This is a genomic window from Pontibacter oryzae, from assembly GCF_003576375.1.
In the GTDB taxonomy this organism is placed as follows: Bacteria; Bacteroidota; Bacteroidia; order Cytophagales; family Hymenobacteraceae; genus Pontibacter; species Pontibacter oryzae.
The window spans coordinates 672,294-694,165 of sequence record NZ_QWGE01000002.1; the positions used below are offsets into that span (position 1 = coordinate 672,294).

A 21,872-nucleotide genomic window follows, 5' to 3' on the forward strand; every position below is an offset into this window, starting at 1 on the left:
TTATGGTTTAGGAAATTTATGGAGCACTAAATCGGCGCCATGAGTTAATAGTTCTTCTGATACATTGCTACGGTTGATGCCTACTACCAGCGAAAATTTGCCGGCTTTACCGGCCTCAACACCAGACAAGGCATCCTCAAAAATCGCTGTGGAGTACGGCTCAACATTAAGTTGACGGGCTGCCTCCAAAAAGACGTCTGGTGCAGGTTTCCCTTTCAGGCCTAACGCTTCAGCTACCACGCCATCTACGCGCACTGCAAATAAGTCTTCTATACCTGCAGCCGCCAGTATGACCTGGCAGTTCTTACTGGCCGAGATCACGGCTGTTAAGAATCCTTTTTCTCGCATATGTTCTATAAATGCAACAGTGTCGGCGTAAACCTCAACACCTTGCTGCTTTATTACTTCCTGAAAATATACGTTTTTTTGGTTTCCTAGTCCAGCGATGGTTTCTGTGCCTGCTTTATCAGCAGGTGTTCCTGCTGGCAGGGAGATGCCTCTTGAAGCCAGAAAGTTTCTGACACCATCGTGCCTTGGAATTCCGTCAATATATCGGCGATAATCCGTTTCAATACTTAGAGGATTATACTTTATACCGTTCTGATCGCCCTTTGCCTGCAAATAGGCGTCAAATGTGCGTTTCCAGGCTTGTGCATGTATTCTGGCCGTTTGGGTAACCACACCATCCAGATCAAAAATCAAGGCCTTTATGCCTTTATCTGTTAGCGCTTGCAAAAGGTCAGGATCGGGCATCTGTGTTTGAAATTATCTTATTAAAGGATATGCCTGCCACAATTTATTACTCCATTTTAAAGGCTTAAGTTATGGTAGTTTAGCACGGGCAATGTATAAAACGCATGTAACAAAAACAGCCGAAGCCTCTGTTGATTAAGAGACTTCGGCTGTGTTGAAACTTTAAAAGTAAAAAGTTTAGCTAAACGTAGATGCGCTTTTGGCTCGCACTTCGGAGGCGAAGCCTTTAATAACTGCGTCCGCTCCCTTCATCTCAAAATCTTCTTGTTTAAAGCTATGGTCTACCCCTACAACCAGCCCGAAGCCTCCAGCTTTGGCGCCTTCGATACCTGCCGCTGAATCCTCGAATACAGCCGTTTCATTAGGTGATACATTCAGGCGGCGCGCTGCCTCCAAATACACATCCGGGGCAGGTTTATTTTGCAGTTTCAGTTCAGCAGCCACTACTTTATCCACGCGCACTTCGAACAGCTTATCGAGGCCGGCGCGGCGCAAAATAGTAAGGCAGTTACGGCTCGCAGAAACTATGGCTGTTTTCATGCCTGCTTCCTGTTGCTCTTTTACCCACTGCACGGCTTTATCGAATACAACCACGCCGTTTTGTTTGAGCAGCTCATGGAAGTATAAATCCTTGCGCTCACCCAGCCCAACAATTGTGTTGCTGTCTGCATCGTCCTCTGGGCTGCCTTGCGGCAATGTAATCCCGCGCGACTCCATAAAGTTACGCATGGCATCCAGGCGTGGCACATCGTGTACAAACGTGCGGTAATCTTCTCTCAGGTTGAAAGGAGCATAGGCTTTACCATCTTCCTCACTTTTCTGTCTCAGAAAAGAATCACAAAGCTTTTTCCATGCTTCGGCATGAAGGCCTGCGGTATTGGTCACTACACCATCCATATCCAAGATCAGGGCTTTTATGTTTCTCTCTTTTATAAGGTTGCTCAGATCACTCATTACAGAATATTTTTTGTTGACAAATTCCAGAAATAAAACCGGTTATGTTTTTGAGGCAGCTATTACACTCACAAAAGCTATACTCAACTTTGAGGGCTTGGCCCTACTTTATCTATACGCAGAAGCGAACCCAAGATAGCTAAATGATTCCGCTAAAAGAAGCTATACAGAAACGCTGTACATTTGTTTCCATTTCTCTACGGGAAGCTCAGCCAGCGTTACGCTGTATTATGGTTAGCCACTGAAATAGTATAGGTCAAATATAGGTATATACCCATGTAATTGCAGCATCTTCTTATAGTTTATTGTTGCGTTGATTTACTCTGTGCTAACTTTCATGCGTTTACCTGAAAGTGCTCTCATGACAAATGGCCAATGCGGCAATTACAAAGTATAATTTTATAGTACTATCGCTATTTCTTAATCAGGTATTTATAAACCTCCGCTACCCAAACTACCAAGCTCGACAAAGCAAACAAAACGATTAGGTCCAGGAGTGGCAGTTTCTCAAACCGGAATATGCCGCTTAAGAAAGGCGTGTAAATTACGACCAACTGCAACGCTACCGATGCTAAAAATGCCATATTCACGTATTTATTACTGAATGCACCGATACTAAAAATAGAGTATTCCAGGCTGCGCATGTTAAAGGTATTGAACACCTGCGTCATGGCTATTACAATGAAGACAGCGGTGCGGGCAATTTCCTGATCTTTGGGTAAATAATAAGCAAACACGCTTAGCGCCAAGCCTAGCATCACTACACTCATCAGCAAAATGTATGGCACAACAGAACGATCCAGGATATTGGCATCTCTAGGCACAGGCCTATGCTTCATAATATCGCCATGGCCGCGCTCTGTGGCAAGGCCCAGCTCCATCACCCCGTCTGTAACCAGGTTTACCCATAAAATCTGGGTAGCTGTAAGCGGGAAAGGCCAACCAATGGCTATAGCTACTATAAACACGGCCACGGCTGCGAAATTGGTCGTCAGCAGGAAAAAACTTGTCTGCCGCACATTCTGAAAGACGATCCGCCCCTCGCGCACCGCACGCACAATGGTTGCAAAGTTGTCGTCTGAGAGCACTATTTGAGAAGCATCTTTGGCTACATCCGTACCTCGGATACCCATGGCTATGCCCACATCAGCGCGCTTTAAGGCAGGCGCATCATTTACGCCATCACCAGTCATGGCAATCAGGTGGCCTTTGTCGCGGAGGTGCTCGGCTATGCGTAGCTTTGTTTGTGGGCTTACCCGCGTGAACACAGAGACTTCGCTCACTAGTCTAGCGAACTCCTGCTCCGATACATCCAGCTCATCCTCCTGCAGGGCTTCTTTATCTACGTTGCTGGCCGCTTGCTCTCCGTCTAGTATGCCAACTTCACGGGCAATGGCAGCCCCGGTTTTTTTATGGTCGCCGGTCAGCATCATTACCCGAATGCCCGCAGATTTACAATCCTGAATTGCTTCCTTAACTCCTTTGCGGGGCGGGTCAACGATGCCAGTTACACCTACCCAGGTCAAACCCTTAACGCTATCTGGGTTTAGCTCTTCTAATGCTTCCGCGCGCTCTTTATAAGCGAGGGCTAGCACCCGCATGGCATTATCCGCCCAAGCATCGTGTTTAGCCTCTACCTTTTTCCGTAGTTCCTCTGTCAGCTCCTGCGGGCCGTTTTCTGTTAAAATATGATTGCTTAGCTTCAGGATTTTTTCGGGAGCGCCAACCACGTATATTTCTTGTGTTTCGTTTTGCTGTACTAGCGTAGCCCGGAATTTTTGTTCAGAGTTAAAGGGTAAGTCATCCAGTACATTTACTTCTGGCAATGCATCTGGCGTGTGGTCAAGCGCCTTATGGGCCAGCACCAGTAGCGCCAGTTCTGTCGGGTCGCCGGACACGTCCGGCTCATTAACTCCACTAGCCATGCCTGGCTTTTGCTCACCCAGACTTGCGTTGTTGCATACTTTGGCGATAAGCAGCAACTTTAGCAATACCGGGTTTTGCTTTGCATATATATGTTGGCCATTGCTCTTTAACTCGCCTTCTAGTGCATACCCTGTGCCTGTAACCTCCAGCTCGGTGCCATCGCCCAGGAACACGCGCCTCACCATAAGTATACTTTTGGTGAGGGTGCCAGTTTTGTCGGTGAGTATAACCGAAACCGAGCCAAGCATCTCGGTGGCAGTAAACTCTCTGATAATGGCATTCTGGCTCGCCATGCGCTTAGCTCCGATGGCTAGCACGATAGATATAACAGCAGGAAGACCCTCCGGAATGGAGGAAACCAAAGTGGCAACGGTTACAAGCAACACTTCCTCAAAGGCATAATCTCTTAAGAAATAACCTACTCCGAAAACGATGGCAGATGTAATAATAGAGATTACAGCCATTTGCTTCCCGAGGCGCTCGGTCTTCTTCCGGAAGTTTGTGCTGGTTGTCTTAATCTCGCCAAGGGAAGTAGAGATTTTACCAAGTTCTGTATCGTTTCCCGTTGCTACAACAACTGCAATAGCTGCGCCACGGGCCACATGCGTTCCTTTCCAGATCATATTGGTCCGGTCACCGAGCGTTGTATTTTCGGGCAGCGGCTCGCATAGTTTTTCTATGGGTAGCGATTCTCCGGTTAGAGACGCCTCTATAGTCTGGAAGTTTTTTGCGCGAAGCAGGCGGGCATCTGCAGAAACGCTGTCTCCCTCCTCAAGCTCTATCACGTCGCCGGGTACTAGTGCCTTCGCTTCAATAACCTTCAGCTCTCCTCCACGCCTTACCTTGGCCTCATGCTTTAACATGCTTTTGAGGGCCTCTATCGCTTTCTCGGCCTTGTATTCCTGTACAAAACCCAGCGCAGCGTTAAAAAAGATTACACCAAGTATAACATACACATCAACAAACTGCCCGGCGTACCAAGCCACGCCCGCTGCCAACACCAGTACTAAAATCAGAAAATCTTTAAACTGTTTCAGGAAGAGAAGAATGGGATTTATGCCTTCTTTTCCACTCAGTTCGTTTGGGCCATAGGTTTGTAGCCGTTGCGCCGCCTCCGCCCCTGTAAGCCCCCCAATCTGGCTTTCAAGTTTTTGAAGCGTCTCTTTCCCGGTGATAGTATGGTATGGAAACTTCTGTTCTAGGGCCATTGCTGCAGTGTAGGTTCAGGGTAATTTTAGAGTGCCTGGAGTTTATAGCTTGGTTTGCCCCGGAGGATTATCTGTTTTTGGTTTATGTAAGTGAGGAGTAGCATAATTGGCATAGCCAGTAGGCCCGGGAGGGGTACGTTTGCCATCATCTTCCCTAAGAATAGCTTTATTTTGTTTGCCTGCGCTCGGTTGATTTTTTTCCCTGTCTTTCATGTGCATTAAATTTTATAGTGATTTAAGTTTGGCGTTCTGCTTTAAGTATATTTTGGATGCCTTGTGCAATGGCGTCAGGGTTAAAAGAGATGCTATCTATCCCCTGTTCTACTAAAAACTTTGTAACCTCAGGGAAGTCGCTGGGAGCCTGGCCGCATAAGCCGATTTTCTTGTTATTTCGTTTCGCCCCGGCAATGGCCATCGCTATCATTTTCTCGGCAGCGGGGTCTCGCTCATTAAACAGTTCACTGATTGTTGAAGAATCTCGGTCAATGCCAAGGGTAAGTTGCGTGAGGTCGTTTGACCCGATCGAGAAACCATCAAATATTTCTGCAAACTGGTCCAGGAGTATGACATTGCTGGGCACTTCCACCATCATGTAAAGCTCCAACCCGTTCTCGCCCTGGGTTAGCCCCTGCTCTGCCATTAGCTCTTTAATCCTGGCAGCTTCCTCGGTGGTGCGGCAAAACGGAATCATCAGCTTTACATTAGTCAGCCCCATTTCGTCGCGCACAACGCGCATGGCTTGGCATTCTAGCTTAAAGCCTTCCATATACTTTTCGTGATAGTACCTTGAGGCGCCCCGGAAGCCCAGCATTGGGTTTTCTTCGTGCGGCTCGAACTGTTGCCCACCCAACAAGTTCGCGTATTCATTACTTTTGAAATCGCTCATGCGTACAATCACGTCGCGAGGGAAAAAGGCAGCTGCTGTGGTGGCCACCGCCTGCGAAAGCTTCTCTACAAAGTATGCGGAAGGGCTTTCATAGTTCTTCGTTAGCTGTTCAAGCTGTGCTTTTGTCTCGTGGTCCTCTAGGTCTTGCAGGTGTATCAGCGCTAAGGGATGCGCTTTTATACTATTATTGATAACAAACTCCAGGCGCATCAGTCCTACGCCGGCTACAGGGTACATCGCATAGAAAAAGGCTTGTTCCGGGTCTCCGAGTATGAGCATTGCTTGGGTTTTTGTCTGGCCGAGTTTGTCCAGCTCCATGTTATGCTCCTCCCATGCCAGTATTCCTTCGTATACCTTGCCTTCCTCGCCTTCGGCGCAGGATACGGTAACCTCCTGGCCATCTTTTATACTTTGCGTGCCGTTTCCTGTGCCCACTACGGCCACGGCTCCAACTTCTCTCGCAACAATGGCAGCATGGCTTGTCCGGCCTCCGCTATCCGTAACAATAGCGGAGGCTTTTTTTAGAACAGGATCCCAGTCTGGGTTAGTAATACCGGTTACCAGCACATCGCCTTGCTGTAGTTTATCAATCTCTTTCGGGGAATGCAGAAGGCGTGCCTTGCCAGCTGCTATTTTGCCGCCCACACCATTGCCACGCGCTATTACCTGCCCTTCGGAAGTTAGATGATAGCTTTTGAGGCAGGTTATGCTTTTGCCGCTGTGCACGGTTTCGGGGCGTGCCTGCACAATAAACAACTCACCGGATTCGCCATCCTTGGCCCACTCAATATCCATGGGTTTAGTGTAATGCTCCTCTATCTGCAGGGCCCATGCTGCCAAGGTGGTAATTTCATTGTCATTTAGCACCCATTGCTCTTGCTTGTCTTTAGGTGTGGAGATGTTTGTGGTGTTTAAATTTTCGCCTGCCTCAGCTGCGGCAGACCCTTCCCCTGTTTTTTCATTTTGATTGGCAGGCGCATCTGTAGCGTACACCATCGTCATTTCTTTTGTCCCAAGCTTTTTTGAAACAATTGCCTTCTTTTGCTGCCTAATCGCATCCTTGAATACATAAAACTCATCAGCGTTTACTGCACCCTGCACCACATTCTCGCCCAAACCCCAGCTGCCGGTCATAAAAAGAACAGTATTTAAACCTGAGTCAGGGGCTATGGTGAATATTACCCCAGCACTGGCTTTATCTGACCGCACCATGCGCTGCACACCTGCCGACAGGGCTACCTTCATGTGCTCGAAGCCATTGTCGGCACGGTATTTTATGGCCCGGTCGTTAAACAGTGAGATAAAGCATTTCTGGCAGGCACGCATTACTTCTTCAGCACCCTGCACATTTAAAAACGAATCATGCTGGCCAGCAAAACTGGCTTCGGGCAGGTCTTCGGCAGTGGCGCTGCTGCGCACGGCTACGGCTGTCAGGTTAACCTCCGAAGCTTTTAGCTGCTCATAAGCCTCTTTTATAGCGTCAACTACATCATTTGGCATGTTGGCTTCGCGCACCATTTTGCGTGCCTGCTTTCCAATTTCGTGCAAGTTTGAGAAGCTATCTGTATCCAGTGTATTTAGTAAATCGGCAAGCGGCTGCTCTAAGTTATTATGCCCTAGAAAGGCACGATAGGCAGTAGCAGTGGTAGCGAAGCCGTCAGGCACATGTATGCCTTTAGAGGTTAGCTTCTGAATCATCTCGCCCAATGATGCATTTTTGCCTCCCACCACACTTGTATCGGTGTTGGTGATTTGGTTAAACGGAAGAACAAGCTCAGACATAGGCGGGCATTTTATACTTAACACTCAAGTATTTACCTACGCACACAGCTTGGATTAGATGGTATTCTGAAAGGAAGTATTATAGCAGAAGCATGTATTAAATCTGTGAGTAAGTATTCGGCAGTAACTATACTTTAAAGTAGTTTTTATAAATTTGGCAGGCCCGCAGCTGTGCGGTGCATGTAAGCTAATTGTAGGTTTCCTGCAACCTGAAGTATAAAATCAAAGTAGTTCAGGCGGGATGCCACGCTCACCACTAAGAAAAAAGATATGCTTAAAAATTACTCGCCAACACAAACCGAAGCCTGGAAAAAGCTGCAAGATCATTTTGCGGCCGTTCAGCCAAAGCACCTGCGCGACATGTTTGCACAGGACCCGGAGCGCTTTCAAAAGTTTACGTTTCAGGTAAACGATACGCTGTACGACCTCTCCAAGAACCGCATCACCTCTGAAACACTTAGCTTGCTTACACAGCTAGCCAAAGAAATGGATGTGCCGGCCGCCATCGAAAGTATGTTTTCAGGGGAGCGCATTAATGTTACCGAGGACCGTGCCGTGCTGCACACTGCCTTGCGTAATTTTACCGATGAGGCACTAAGCATTGATGGCGAGGATGGCTCGAAAGAGGTGCGTGCGGTGCAACAACAGATGAAAGTCTTTTGCAACAAATTACACAGCGGCGAGTGGACTGGCTATACAGGGAAGCGTATGACTAGCATTGTGAACATTGGCATTGGCGGCTCTGACCTCGGCCCTAAAATGGTAGTAGAGGCTCTCAAGAAATATCAAAAGCCGGATCTGGAAGTACACTTTATCTCTAACGTAGATGGCACTGATGCCGCCGAAGTACTCCGTAAGCTAGACCCCGAAACCACGCTGTTCATTATCGCCTCTAAAACTTTTACCACAAAGGAAACGATTACGAACGCGGAAACAGCCAGAGGCTGGTTTCTTAACAAAGCTGTTGACAGAGAGCATATCAAAAAGCACTTTGTGGCACTTTCAACTAATATCGATGCGGTCACCAAGTTTGGTATTGCACAAGAAAACGCTTTCCGCTTTTGGGATTGGGTGGGCGGTCGCTTCTCTATGTGGTCTGCCATCGGTTTGTCTGTTGCATGTGCACTCGGGTATGATAAATTTGAGGAGGTGCTGCGTGGCGCTGAGTCTATGGACAAGCATTTCAGGAAGGCTCCACTCGAGGAAAACGTGCCCGTCTTAATGGCGCTGCTCAGCATCTGGTATACAAACTTCTTCGGGTGCCAAACGCACGCCATACTACCGTATGACCAATACCTGCGCCTGCTACCTGAATACCTGCAGCAACTCCTGATGGAGAGCAACGGAAAAAGCGCTGACCGCAACGGAAATAGGGTTACTTATCAAACCCAGCCAGTTGTATGGGGCGCCGCCGGCACCAACAGCCAGCACTCTTTCTTCCAGCTGATTCACCAGGGCACCGTGTTAATCCCATGTGATTTTATTGCGCCGGCTAAGAGCCATAACGAAGTTGGAAACCACCACGCGCTGCTGCTGTCTAACTTCTTTGCCCAGACAGAAGCCCTTATGAAAGGCAAAACCGCTGACGAAGTTCGTGAAGAATTAAACCAAAAAGGTATGGCTGGCGAGGAACTAGAGAACCTGCTTCCACATAAGGTGTTTGAAGGCAACAAACCAACAACATCCATAATGATGAAACAGCTGACGCCGTTTGAACTTGGAAGCCTGGTAGCCATGTATGAGCACAAAACTTTTGTGCAGGGTGTAATCTGGAACATTTACAGTTTCGACCAATGGGGTGTTGAGCTTGGAAAACAACTAGCCGGCACCATTGAGGGAGAGCTGCTACAAGGCAAGTCTTCCGATCACGACAGTTCAACTAATGGACTGATGGACTTCTACCGTAACAACAAGTAAAGCAAAGTATAAGTAGTTAAGGCGCTTGGTTACCTGAAAGGCGCTGAAGCCTCTAACTACTACTCCCTTTTTATTTTAAAGCAGAGATTATGTGGCGTGTGATGCTTGTGCTGTTGTGCAGCGTATTTTTTTATAGCTGTGCCGACGACGATTTTTTTCAGCATGACGCGCTAAGCTCTGAAAGGCAAAACGGGGAAGCCGCTGCTAGTCAGGATAGCGCCTGGGTAACCGTGGGGCGCCATTACGACCGTAGCAGCTTCCATCGTTTCTTCTGGGGAAATCATAATCGGGCTCTATGGTCCGAACCTGTAAAGCTTCCTATATTTAAGCTAAACGCTGTTAAAGGAGGGCTGAAAGTAGTTGATATTGGAGGCGGCTACCAGACAACCAGCTTTGAGCTGCAGGATAGCGCGGGCAGGCATTATGCACTCCGCTCCTTGGATAAAGACCCTGTGCACGTGGTTAGTAAGTTCTGGCAACAAACCTTTGTAGCCAATATTCTCCGTGACCAAACCTCTGCGGCTAATCCGTTTGGTGCTTTGGTGGTTCCCGCGCTTGCTGAGGCTGTTGGCGTTTACCATTCTAACCCTGAACTGTACTATATCTCTACTTCCGATAAAAGCTTTGGGCGCTATTCCACTGCTGTACAGGGAAAGGTATTTATGCTCGAAGAGAAGTATGAAAACACCTCTGACATCACTCCTGATTTAAAAGGCGTTCTCGATTTTGAGGACTCCGAGGACATGCTGCAAAAGCGTTTTGCCAGCAACAGCCACCACGTAGACCAACTTGCTTTTGCCCGCGCTCGCTTGCTGGACTTACTGATCGGGGACTGGGACAGGCACAAAGGCCAATGGGAATGGGCAGTTATTAAAAACGGAGCTGACACCTACTACAAACCTATTCCTAAAGACAGAGACCAGGTTTTTCTGAAAATGCAGGATGGAGTGATACCATTTATTGCCACTAATAAGCTGCTAGCGCGCAAATTTCACAGTTTTGATGATGATTTTAGCGATGTGAAAGCTTATATGATTAATGCTGCCTTTGTTGATGCACGCTTCCTAAATGAGCTTAGCCTTTCACAGTGGCAACAAACCGCCCGGCACATGCAGCAGCAACTCACAGATCAGGTTATTAATAAGGCTGTAAGCCAGTTACCAAAGCAGGTATATGCGCTGGTGGGAGAGAAAATTGCCAGCAACCTTAAATCCAGACGCGATCAACTGCCAGATGCGGCTTCTAAAATGTATGAAATTCTGGCCAAACAGGTTGTTGTACCAGGTTCTGACGAGGTAGAGCATTTTAGAGTAGACCGGCTTGATGATGAACATGTGGAAGTTATCGTATTAAGGCCTGCTTCATCAGCTTTACCAGCCAAACAAATATACCACCGTGTGTTTAACCGAAAGGAAACAGAGTTGATCATCCTAAGAGGCTTAGCTGGAAAAGATAAATTTATCATCACTGGAAATGTGCGGGAAAGTATACCTGTAAAAGCATACGGCGGCCTCGGCGAAGACAAGATCATAGATTCGTCTGTTGTAAAAGGCTGGAAAAAGTATACGTTGATTTATGATACCAGCCGCGGAAACGAAATTATCTTCGGGTCAGAAGCCAAGGATATGACGACGGATGATGTGCGCGTACATGCTTTCGACCGCGAAGGAAACTAATGCAGTTTATACTTTAGCTCTCGATTCTGTATTATCTTAAAGCCATACGAAAAGCTTATCGTACCTTCGAGCGCTTTACTAAGTATGAGTATAGCACTTTATCGAAAGGTTCATTTATGTCTACGGGCACAAAGTCGATCTTGTATTGCCCACATTTCAGCGCTAGTTCCCGTTTATACTTGGCCACCGCTGATTGGTATTGCTCCCGTACCTGCGATGGCTGAAGTTTTAGTTCCTGCCCTGTTTCCATATCCACAAAAACGTAAGGCCGGTCGGCAAAATCAAATGCTTCTTCAGTTTTGCTATCCATCACATGGAATAGCAGCACCTCATGCTTCTGATGCTTCAGGTGTTGCAAGCCGGCGAAAATATCATCCAGGTCATTGTGCTGCGAAAGCATGTCGCTGAAGAGGACTACAAGCGATCGTTTGGGAATTTGCTGCGCAATTTGATGCACTACCTCGGCTACCTGCGTGTCCTTGGTCAATGGTTCCTGATCAAGCTGCTTTTGTAATAAGAGTAGCAGCGTATGAAGGTGCGAGGCGGTAGAGCGAACAGGAGTCTGCTGCTCTATTTTATCGGAGAATGTAACCAGTCCCACCGCATCGCGTTGCCGCCGCAACAGGGTGGCCAGGGCCGCAGCGCATAGCACCGAAAAAGCAAGCTTACCTTTGTTCTCCACAGGGTAATGCATTGATGCTGATGCATCCAGCAAAATGTGGCAGCGTAGGTTAGTTTCCTCCTCAAAGCGCTTTACGAACAGTTTATCGGTGCGGGCGAAAACCTTCCAGTCGATGTGGCGGGTGCTTTCGCCGCTATTGTAAAGCCGGTGCTCCGAAAATTCAACCGAAAAACCATGGTATGGCGATTGGTGCAGCCCCGTTATAAAGCCTTCCACTAACTGCTTGGCCAGAAACTCCATGTTCTCGAATTTCTGTACATCGGCAAGGTTCAGGCTTTTGCTCATGGCTACTGCTTAGGGGTTGCTCCTGCTTCTGAAACGGCTAGAGGCGTATCTGGTTGTAAAATATCCTCGGTTACTTCCGTCAGTTTCACCGCTGCGGTGCCATCACGGACCATGCCCAGTTCTACGGCAGCCGCCCGGGAAACATCCAGAATATGGTGCCTGCTACGAGCCATGCGGTCGTTGATCTTCACTACCACAGACTTCCCGTTTTTCAGGTTTGTCACAAGTACTTTGGTGTTGAACGGGAGCGTTGCATGGGCTGCTGTAAGTTGGTTTTTGTCGTAACGCTCGCCACTGGCGGTGCGATGGCCCTGCATGCGGTCGGCGTAGAAGGATGCTTTTCCGTTAGCCGCGTATTTTGATGATCCGCTAAAGAAAGAAAGGATTAAAATCAATACTACTGAACATATATTCATAGTATTATATAGTTGGTCCGCAACAAATATAAGTCTAAATTTTTTATCAGAATTTTAAATTCGAAAATTTTTATATATCAGAAGTATATGTTACTTTTAGGTTCATAAGGTTGAAATTAACGTCTAAAAGCGGTGGAAGAGAACAACGAAAAAGCAGAAATTTATTCCCAACGAGTTAGAGCCGGGAAGCGAACGTATTTCTTTGATGTCAAGTCAACTCGTTCAAACGACTACTACGTGACCATCACGGAGAGCAAGCGTAAGTTCAAGGATGACAGCTTCTCTTATGAGAAACACAAGATTTTCCTTTACAAAGAAGACTTCGTTAAGTTTATGGATGCGCTTCAGGGTACTTTAGACCACGTGAAATCCGAATTGTTGACAGAAGAAGCCCTTGCCGCGTTGGAAGCACCGGTTACAGAAAAGGAAGCCTCTTATGACGAAGAGCTAAAGTGGGAGTAATTTACTTCCCTTGTTGATAAAAAGTACTTGAAGCCTGTAGCCACGCTATAGGCTTTTCTATTTTATGGCAGGTACGCCAACTGCACTAACCTGCCCCACTATTTCCTGCCTTAAGTGGCGCGAAGCTGCTTAATTTATTGTATCTTTGCGCCCTGAAATAAACAACTAAGTATAAATGGGACTACGATGCGGTATTGTGGGCCTGCCAAATGTAGGCAAGTCTACCCTGTTCAACGCTATTTCTAACGCCAAGGCAGAGTCTGCCAACTATCCTTTCTGTACCATCGAGCCAAACGTGGGCGTGATTACGGTGCCCGATGAGCGCCTGCAGATACTGGAAGAGCTAGTGCACCCGGAGCGCGTGTTGCCAACGGTAATAGAGTTTGTGGATATTGCCGGCCTGGTTAAAGGTGCCAGCAAAGGCGAAGGGCTTGGCAATAAATTCCTGGCAAACATCCGTGAGGTGGATGCCATTATCCACGTAGTTCGTTGTTTTGAGGACGAGAATATCGTTCACGTAGACGGCAAGGTAAACCCAATCGCTGATAAAGAAATCATCGACACAGAGCTGCAGCTGAAAGACCTGGAATCAATCGACAAGAAGATTCTGAAAGTTGTTCGTTCTGCTAAATCTGGCGATGCAAAGGCAAAAAAAGAACTGGCCAGCCTAGAAAAGTATAAAGCACACTTGGAGGCCGGCCTCAACGCCCGCAGCCTGGATGTGACTGAAGATGATCTGGAAGCTGTAGAAGACCTTAAGTTACTCACTGCCAAGCCCGTTATCTATGCTGCTAACGTTGATGAGAACTCTATGATCAACGGCAACCCTTTTTCTGAGACACTACGCGAGCACGTGAAGGATGAAAATGCACAGGTTGTGCTCATTTCGGCCTCTATTGAAGCGCAGATCGCAGAATTAACAGACCCAGAAGAGAAAGAAATGTTTCTGTCTGAGTATGGGCTGAAGGAGTCTGGCTTAAACAAGCTAATTAAAGCCTCTTATGACCTACTTAATCTGATCACATACTTCACTGCTGGTGTGAAAGAAGTACGCGCCTGGACGATTGAGAAAGGCTGGAAAGCCCCGCAAGCTGCTGGTGTTATCCATACTGACTTCGAAAAAGGCTTTATCCGGGCTGAGGTTATCAAACTGAAAGATTATCAGGAGTATAAAACGGAAGCTAAAATCAAAGAAGCCGGTAAAATGGCTGTTGAAGGCAAAGAGTATGTGGTGCAGGATGGTGATATCATGCACTTCCGCTTTAACGTCTAAATTTACTAACATATAAAAACAGAAAAAGGCAGGTTTAGTACCTGCCTTTTTCTGTTTTTATACATTTACCTTTCCGCACTTATCTCCTGTTAAAGTAAAACTTGTCGTAGCCAATAATCAAGTCGGCGCGGGAGCCTGGCGGGCGGTAGTAAATTAAGATATCGTAAGTGTTGTTGGTTTCGAAGTGGCTTCCTTCAAAGTAGCTATCGTCCGGGGCGTTTGCTGCAGCCTTTAAGGTGTAAAAGTAATTATAGTACCCTTGCTTCAGCAGCATACGGCCAGTATAGGCACTTATTGAAGGATCAAAGGTCATTTTGGATTCGCTGGTCTGGTTCCAGTTAGTTAATTCGCCTTGAATATATACCTCACCGGGTGCTTTTTCAGAGGCTTTTAATACGAACTGCACCCAGGCATAATCTCCATTCACGTCCCCGTTTCCGTACTGCCTATTTCCGAAAATACGTTTACCATTTACATCCGGGTCTTGGCTATAGGCTAACCCGGCACGGCTTTTATCAGGTTGCAAGGTAACACCAACTGGGTTTTCCTGTAAGTTTATACTTGCAATGCCAATGCCGTTGAAGTTTAGGCTCCGCGAGTCAAAAGCACGAAATTCGCTCAGGCCCTTAAACAACTCTTTTGGCTCGAAAAATACATATTCTAAGCGGCGCTGCGCATCATGCACGTACGTTGGCCGGGCTATTTGCTTGGCATTATCCCAACGTAAATTCTGGCGAACCACGGCCTTAACCTCAGCTGCCGGATTTATAATTTCGTAATCGGCGTAGAATACATTAAACTCTACAGGTTGGCGCGTTTCCCTGCCTTGCGGACCTAGGGCAGCGCCTAATTTACTAGCCACCGTCACAAGTTCCTGGTATACTATCAATCGCTGCGATAGCAACAGGCCGCCTCCCTCTTCTTGCACTACTATCAGATAATTGCCGCTTAGCTTAACGCGAGGCACTTGAAAACGGTAGTGCACATAAGGTACACGCGTATTGATAGAGTTCTGGGCATCAGTTATAAAGAACTCATTAAATTCATTTAGAAATTGCGTATCGCTGAGGGTAGACGGCGCCCAGTTAGCATCACAGTGAATGAGTTTCGCCACTAAGCGTTGGGGTGTTGCATTTAAACGGTCAAACTCAAGTATGATGGGCTCCGATTGACTAATAGGTACGACAGGCGCCTCCAGCACCTCTTCCTCGAAACCGGTGGCCACATAAGCCTGCACAGACTGTATGCTAGTATCGTACACGTAATCCTGATAGCGCAGGGCTGTTTGGGTAGCGCTGTTACTTTGCACCTGCTGCTCAATGGGCACACAGGCAACCGCACCAACTGCCAGCATTGCGCTAAGCAGGTAATGTATAGTTTTGACTTTAAACATGCATTGGAAATCAGCGCACCGAGTCTGGCTGGCTGAGTTTTGTTAATGGAACGAATATAGCTAAAAAGTGTAAACCTTTAGCCAAAGTTCACACTTTACCCATTTTATTCCAGATCAGGTAAAGTATAAGCCCTCTGTGCAGCACCTACGAAAGTAACTCAGTAGACACCTTCATTCCAGCCTGTAACGTTTTCTGAACGGGACATTTTTCTGAAATTGCTTTTAGGCGTTTAAGCTGCTCTGGCGATAATTCTCCAACCAAGCGCAGCTTCTTGGTAACATGGCTGAGGCGGGCATCCTGATCTTCGCAATTGCCGCAATCGTCAGCGTGTATGCGTTCATGGCGCAGCTTTACCTCCGCCAACTCCAATGGCCATCCTTTTCGCTGGGCATACATATGCAGGGTAATAACCGTGCAGGAGCCTAAAGCACCCAATATATAATCATAAGGATCTGCACCTGCTTTTATACCTTGCGCAATCCCTGATTCATCAATCGTCATTACATCGGTGCCTGCCTGTATTTTGGCTACCATAGGCGCTGTGCTTTCAGCGCTCACCGTTACAAATCCCTCTACTTCCGTTAAACTCATATTTTTATATCTGGACAACAGCTTTTATGCAGTTTTTAGGTATAAGCGTAAGCGGTGCCTAAAAGGTTATACTTTAAAACGAGGCCATGGCCTGGCGGGCAGTAGCCAGTGAGACCTGGAATCTAAAAAATGAGCACGAAGGCAGTGCCCTTGCCAAGTTCTGACGTAGCCTGAACACTGCCTCTGTGTAACCGCATAATTTGGCGCGACAGACTCAGCCCGATGCCCGAGCCCTGTTTTTTAGTAGTGTAAAACGGAATAAATATTTTTGACAGTGCTTCCGGAGTCATGCCTGGCCCGTTATCTGTTACTTTTATTGTTACCCGGCTGCGCGCATCAAGAGCAGCCTCAAGGGTAATTCGCCCATCATCCTGCTCCGATACAGCTTCCATGGCATTCTTTATAAGGTTGATCAGAACCTGCGCAATCATACTTCTGTCGGCTTCTAACAGTAAGTTTTCGCCGGGCGTTTCTATAGATAGAATAATGTGTTGCGCTGCTAGTTGTTCGCGCAGCAAGGTCTTGGTTTCCTGTAGCAATTCTGCCACATTAAAGCGGCTCAAATGCGGCATGGTAATAGTGGTCAGACTCCGGAACTCGTTCACGAACTTTATTAGCCCATCAGAGCGCCTGCTGATGGTTTGAAGGCACTGACCAACATCCTGCAGCTCTTCCCGCAAGAGTGTAATTTCCTCCGCGTCTGTATCGGTATAACTTGATATTTCCTCTGACGCGCTGGCAGAAAGCGAGGCAATAGGCGTCACGGAGTTCATAATCTCATGCGTCAGCACACGGATTAGCTTGTTCCAAGCCTCCATCTCATTCTCTTCCAGCTCACTCTGTATGTTCTGCAAAGATGCCAGCCGGATCTGCTCACCAAGCAAAGACATCTCCACAACATGAACCGATAGGTTTGCCTGGTTACTACTACCCACCCTAACCGGCACCAGCGCTCTGCCCCCGCTATGCAGCTCCATCAAACCGAAAACCAGCTGTGGGCTTAGCGGTTCCAGCTCCTGCACCTGATTGGTTCGCCCCACCTTCAAAAGCTTTTTGGCAGCATGATTCATCAAAAGTATACGCCCGTCTGGTTTAAAACTGATGATGCCAATGCCAATGTGATGAACTATCAGCTCAAAGTATTGCAGGTTTGCTTCCTTTTCAGCGCGTATGCTTCGGAACTTGTCCATGACGCCATTCAGGCTTTCAGCGAGTGCGCGTTGCGTCTTACCCTCGTTGCTCAGATGAAACTGCTCCGTAAAATCATCATACTTTATGGCGTTTAAAAAGCGTAAGAAAAGTTTATCGGAGCGATGGAGGTAGCGCATTAGCAGCCATACTTGCAAAACAATGGCTAGGCTAAGCCCTATGATGGTACTCCGCAGCGCTATGCCGAACTCAAGCCTTGCAAGTATAAAAACACTCGCGCAAAGCAGCAGTATGCGGAGCAGAACCTGCAATTTATAATGCTTAAAGCCCATACTTTTCTAACCTTCGGTAAAGCGCCCCGCGCGATAGGCCAAGCTCTTTTGCCGCCTTGGATATGTTGCCGTCATGCTTTTGTAACGCCTGTTGTACAGCTTCCCTTTCCAGCTCATCCAGATCAAGGCTCTGCGGTTTTTCCAGCGTGTTAGCGACAACCAGCTCATCTTTCAAAAAGAAAAAATCTCCAGGCTGCAGTTCCCGATGGTCGCTCATGATAGATGCACGCTCCAGCGCATGCTGCAGCTCACGCACATTTCCGGGCCAGCTGTATTTCGTCAGCTTAGCTAAAGCATCTTTACTGAGCCGCTTCAGTGGTTGTTTATACTTGTTGGCATACACCTTCAGAAAATGAGTCGCGAATAGTGGCAAATCCTCCAGTCGGTCACGAAGTGGGGGGAGTTGCAGCTCTACTGTATTTATCCGATAAAGTAAATCCTGCCGGAACTCACCCTTGGTAACCATTTCTTTCAGGGGCATATTCGTTGCGCAAATCAGCCGTACATTTACAGGGATGGGCTTGTTCGTACCCACCCTAATGACCTCCCGGCGCTGTAACACAGTGAGTAATTTAGCCTGCATGGCCGGTGAAAGGTTGCCGATTTCATCCAGAAACAATGTACCGCCATCGGCAGCCTCTATCCTTCCGATCCTGTCTTCGCGGGCATCCGTAAACGCGCCCTTCTTATGGCCGAACAGCTCACTTTCAAAAAGAGACTCTGTCAAAGCACCCATGTCCACTGTCACAAAGATTTTCTCTGCCCGCAAAGACCGCTCATGTATAGAGCGCGCTATTACTTCCTTGCCGGTGCCATTTTCGCCGAGCAGCAGAACATCGGCATCAGTCTTTGCCACCTTATTGATAATATTAAAAAGGTGCCGCATGGTTTTGCTTTCACCTTCAATTATACTTTTGTCAGGGTTGAGCTGTGAGCTTAAGGTGCGGTTGGCTTCACGTAAACGGCTAACCTCTTGGTATGAGTTTCTGAGCTTTGCAGCTGCAGACAAGGTGGCGAGCAGTTTCTCGTTTTGCCATGGCTTTAACACAAAATCCGTTGCCCCATCCTTTAGGGCTTTTACAGCCATCTCTACATCACCGTATGCCGTAATCATGACCACAACTGCCGAAGGATCATAGTCTAAAATTTCCTTTAGCCAATAAAAGCCCTCCTGCCCACTTGTAATATCATGGCTGAAGTTCATATCCAGAAGTACAAGGTCAAATTCCTCATTGTTCATCAGGTATGGGATTTTCTTGGGGTTCTTCTCCATCACTACCTCACGGGCATACTTACGAAGCAGCATTTTGGCAGAGAAGAGTATATCTTCGTTATCGTCGATGACCAGGATGCGCCCCAGGTTTGGTTCTTCCATAGTTTTGGTTCGTAGAAATTCAGGCTACTGTATAGAAATACAATGCCAAAGCTTGATTTTCTAATTTAATCGAATTCAGGTGATTTTTAAAATAAGCAGCTGTCCGGTGCTGGACAAAAAGTGTCCGGGACTGGACAGGCATATAAGGGTAAGACACTAACCACTGCTGTTAAACACACTTTTCCTGGTTTGGCACATCGCTTGAAAAGTGTAAAGCAGATACTGCACACTTTACTAACCACGAGAGTATAAAACCATGAAAAAAATCAGCACTACCCAAAGCCAGTACCTGTTAGCACAGGCAACTTCTTCGCCTCTGTGCCTTTACCTTAATCGCCTGTAACGTTATGCTTAAACTATACTTCCTGACTGCCTTCCGCTCACTGAGGCGCAACAAGAGCTACAGCATCCTCAACATTGCCGGTCTTGCCCTTGGTATTACGTGTAGCATTCTACTGTTTTTGGTTATAACTCATGAATTAAGCTACGACAGATTCCATAGCAAAGCCGACCGCATTTACCGTGTAAATACGCACATGAATTTTGGCGATGGTTTAGATAAAAACCCTGGCACAAGGTATCCGTTGCCAGCGTTGCTTCGCGCCAACGGCCTGCTCGGCTTTGAGGCAATTACACACGTTTCAGCAGAGTCTGATGCTCAGATAACAATAGGCGGGGACATAAGCGGCACCAAAAAGAACTTTCTGGAGACAGGGTCTATTGTTTTTGCAGAGCCTGAGTTCTTCGATATTTTTGATTTCGATACGGGCGGCTCAGCTGCACGCCAAAGCCTGGCAAAACCGAACACTGTTGTACTAACACAAAGCCTGGCTGATAAATACTTCCCGGGGGGCTCCGCTGTGGGCAAAGTATTTAAGTATAACAACTTGTTAACCCTGAAAGTAGGAGCCATTATTCCGGACTTTCCCTCTAATACAGACTTTCCGTTTATTATGCTCATTTCCTACAGTTCGTTTAAGAACTATACGGATCTAGATCTCTCGACTTATAATGTTCTGTCTAGCAACCACCAGTTGTTTGTGGTTTTGCCAGAAGGTGCATCTGCTGAGGCCAAAGCGGCTGAGCTTTCCGACTTCTACAACAGAAATAAACCGGATGATAAGCTGGTAAAAGAGACCTTCATGCTGCAACCTCTCAGCAACCTGCATTACAACGTAGACTATGGGAATTTTGGGAACAGAACGATCTCTAAAGAGATGATCTGGTCAATGATGTTTATCGGGTTCTTTCTGGTGCTAGTGGCGTGCATCAACTTTATAAACCTGGCAACGGCTCAAGCCGTGAAAAGGGCTAAAGAAGTGGGGGTAAGAAAAGTTCTGGGTAGTAGCAAGAAGCAGCTAATGGTACAACTCATGGCCGAGACGTTCCTGATCACGCTGTTCGCAACGTTTCTGTCCATTATCCTTGTTGAGCTGAGCTTGCCCTACTTAAACGATTTGCTCGAACTGCAAATAGAGTTCCTGATTTTGAAAAACCCGGCGCTACTGCTCTTCCTGGTATCGGAAGTGTTGTTTGTAACATTGCTGGCGGGTTTATATCCAGCAATTATACTTGCACGCTTTGAGCCATTAACAGCGCTTAAAAGCCGAATCACGACACAGCAAGTGGCAGGCTTTTCACTGAGACAGGCGTTGGTGGTGCTGCAGTTTACCATTTGCCAGATTTTGATTATCTGCACGATCCTGGTAAACGATCAGATGGAATACTTTAAGAGTAAGGAATTAGGTTTTGATAAGAATGCCGTGGTTACGGTGCAACTGCCTAACCAGGCTGGCAAGAAAATACAGCCTTTGCGAGATGTCATGCTCCAAAACCCGGCTATCATAAATGTAAGTTTTGCCGGGGCGCCTCCCTCCTCTAATATCACCTGGGGCTCTAATTTCAAGTTCGACAACTCCAGTGAAGACGCTACCTTTCAGGCAAACATGAAACATGCCGATGAGAACTACCTGGAACTGTTCGACATCAAGTTGGCAGCAGGCCGTTCGTATACAAACACCGACTCAGCCGCATTTATCATAAACGAGACCATGCGCCGTAAACTAGGCATCCCTACTGCCGCAGATGCCTTGGGCAGGACGATTACTATTGGCAATAAAAACTTTAAGGCGCCCATAATTGGTGTTGTAGAGGACTTTCACCAAAATCCGCTTCATTTGCCCATAGACCCTACCATTATGGTGGTCAACCCGAAAGCCTATATGTTCTTGTCTGCCAAAATTGACATGAGCCGCAAACAGGAGGCGCTGCAACACTTAGAGAAAGTATGGCAAATGGCTTACCCAGACGATGTGTTCAGTTATGAGTTTCTGGATGAGACTATCGCTAACTTTTACCGGGACGAGGCGCGTCAGAACAAGCTTTTCAAGATATTCTCGTTTATCGCTATCTTTATAGGCTGCCTGGGCTTGTATGGTTTAGTTGCCTTTATGGCCGCGCAACGTACCAAGGAGGTTGGTATCCGGAAGGTACTGGGAGCTTCTGTGTTTAGCATTGCTATCTTATTCTCTAAAGAGTTCATTAAGCTTGTACTAATAGCCTTTGTACTTGCAACTCCCATTGCTTACTATATTATCTCGAACTGGCTGGAAGACTTTAGTTATCGTGTAACTATTGGCTACTGGCCTTTCATACTTTCGGGTGTAGCCACTTTGTTGATTGCGCTCTTAACCATGAGTACAAAAGCTATACAGGCTGCACTAACAAATCCGGTACTATCACTTAAGACTGAGTAAAGTATGATTCAAGCACAAGAAAGGCCGCCCGCGTTAACACGGGCAGCCTTTCTTA

At 47.1% G+C, this 21,872-nt stretch carries 16 protein-coding genes; 5 read left to right on the plus strand and 11 right to left on the minus strand.

The genetic code is table 11. The features are described from left to right. The 5 genes from D1627_RS07755 to ppsA form a co-directional block, all read right to left on the minus strand. Positions 1-753: an HAD family hydrolase gene (locus tag D1627_RS07755; RefSeq protein ID WP_119431639.1), complete on the minus strand. Its 753-nt coding sequence runs from the start codon at positions 751-753 to the stop codon at positions 1-3. Positions 754-930: 177 nt separating this feature from the next. Then, positions 931-1,707, minus strand: coding sequence for an HAD family hydrolase (locus D1627_RS07760; RefSeq protein ID WP_119431640.1), 777 nt, complete (start codon positions 1,705-1,707; stop codon positions 931-933). Positions 1,708-2,120: 413 nt separating this feature from the next. Next, on the minus strand, positions 2,121-4,841 hold the full coding sequence (locus D1627_RS07765; RefSeq protein WP_119431641.1) for a cation-translocating P-type ATPase: 2,721 nt from the start codon (positions 4,839-4,841) through the stop codon (positions 2,121-2,123). A 42-nt stretch (positions 4,842-4,883) separates the two neighbouring features. Next, the gene (locus tag D1627_RS18315; protein WP_158607155.1) at positions 4,884-5,054 is read right to left on the minus strand and encodes a hypothetical protein; all 171 of its coding nucleotides are present in this window, start codon (positions 5,052-5,054) and stop codon (positions 4,884-4,886) included. Between the two features lie 22 nt (positions 5,055-5,076). Continuing rightward, on the minus strand, positions 5,077-7,509 hold the full coding sequence (gene ppsA / locus D1627_RS07770) for a phosphoenolpyruvate synthase (RefSeq protein WP_119431642.1): 2,433 nt from the start codon (positions 7,507-7,509) through the stop codon (positions 5,077-5,079). A 270-nt stretch (positions 7,510-7,779) separates the two neighbouring features. On the opposite strand from ppsA, the gene pgi reads away from it, so the two are divergent. Together pgi and D1627_RS07780 are read left to right on the plus strand one after the other, a co-directional pair. Next, positions 7,780-9,426, plus strand: a complete 1,647-nt coding sequence (pgi, locus tag D1627_RS07775) for a glucose-6-phosphate isomerase (RefSeq protein ID WP_119431643.1) — start codon at positions 7,780-7,782, stop codon at positions 9,424-9,426. A gap of 89 nt (positions 9,427-9,515) precedes the next feature. Then, the gene (locus D1627_RS07780; RefSeq protein ID WP_119431644.1) at positions 9,516-11,102 is read left to right on the plus strand and encodes a hypothetical protein; all 1,587 of its coding nucleotides are present in this window, start codon (positions 9,516-9,518) and stop codon (positions 11,100-11,102) included. 55 nt (positions 11,103-11,157) lie between these two features. Here D1627_RS07780 and D1627_RS07785 read toward each other — a convergent pair whose 3' ends face one another. Both D1627_RS07785 and D1627_RS07790 read right to left on the minus strand, forming a co-directional pair. Further along, positions 11,158-12,069 (minus strand): DUF58 domain-containing protein, encoded by a 912-nt coding sequence (locus tag D1627_RS07785; RefSeq protein ID WP_119431645.1) that lies wholly within the window; start codon positions 12,067-12,069, stop codon positions 11,158-11,160. Positions 12,070-12,071: 2 nt separating this feature from the next. Further along, complete coding sequence (locus D1627_RS07790; RefSeq protein WP_119431646.1) at positions 12,072-12,485, minus strand: septal ring lytic transglycosylase RlpA family protein; 414 nt, start codon at positions 12,483-12,485, stop codon at positions 12,072-12,074. Positions 12,486-12,617: 132 nt separating this feature from the next. On the opposite strand from D1627_RS07790, the gene D1627_RS07795 reads away from it, so the two are divergent. Together D1627_RS07795 and ychF are read left to right on the plus strand one after the other, a co-directional pair. Further along, a complete protein-coding gene (locus D1627_RS07795; RefSeq protein ID WP_119431647.1) occupies positions 12,618-12,947 on the plus strand; it encodes a DUF3276 family protein in 330 nt (109 codons plus the stop codon). Positions 12,948-13,122: 175 nt separating this feature from the next. After that, positions 13,123-14,220: a redox-regulated ATPase YchF gene (gene ychF, locus D1627_RS07800; RefSeq protein ID WP_119431648.1), complete on the plus strand. Its 1,098-nt coding sequence runs from the start codon at positions 13,123-13,125 to the stop codon at positions 14,218-14,220. A 79-nt stretch (positions 14,221-14,299) separates the two neighbouring features. Here ychF and D1627_RS07805 read toward each other — a convergent pair whose 3' ends face one another. The 4 genes from D1627_RS07805 to D1627_RS07820 form a co-directional block, all read right to left on the minus strand. Beyond that, positions 14,300-15,613: a type IX secretion system plug protein gene (locus D1627_RS07805; protein WP_119431649.1), complete on the minus strand. Its 1,314-nt coding sequence runs from the start codon at positions 15,611-15,613 to the stop codon at positions 14,300-14,302. Positions 15,614-15,758: 145 nt separating this feature from the next. Further along, a complete protein-coding gene (locus D1627_RS07810) occupies positions 15,759-16,205 on the minus strand; it encodes an OsmC family protein (protein WP_119431650.1) in 447 nt (148 codons plus the stop codon). A gap of 122 nt (positions 16,206-16,327) precedes the next feature. After that, entirely contained in the window at positions 16,328-17,686 is a 1,359-nt protein-coding gene (locus tag D1627_RS07815) for a sensor histidine kinase (protein WP_119431651.1), read from the minus strand. Continuing rightward, complete coding sequence (locus D1627_RS07820) at positions 17,676-19,061, minus strand: sigma-54-dependent transcriptional regulator (RefSeq protein ID WP_119431652.1); 1,386 nt, start codon at positions 19,059-19,061, stop codon at positions 17,676-17,678. Before D1627_RS07820 ends, D1627_RS07815 begins: the two co-directional genes overlap by 11 nt. 347 nt (positions 19,062-19,408) lie before the next feature. Between D1627_RS07820 and D1627_RS07825 the strand changes: the two genes are divergently transcribed. Next, positions 19,409-21,817 (plus strand): ABC transporter permease, encoded by a 2,409-nt coding sequence (locus D1627_RS07825; RefSeq protein ID WP_119431653.1) that lies wholly within the window; start codon positions 19,409-19,411, stop codon positions 21,815-21,817. Positions 21,818-21,872: the final 55 nt, after the last annotated feature.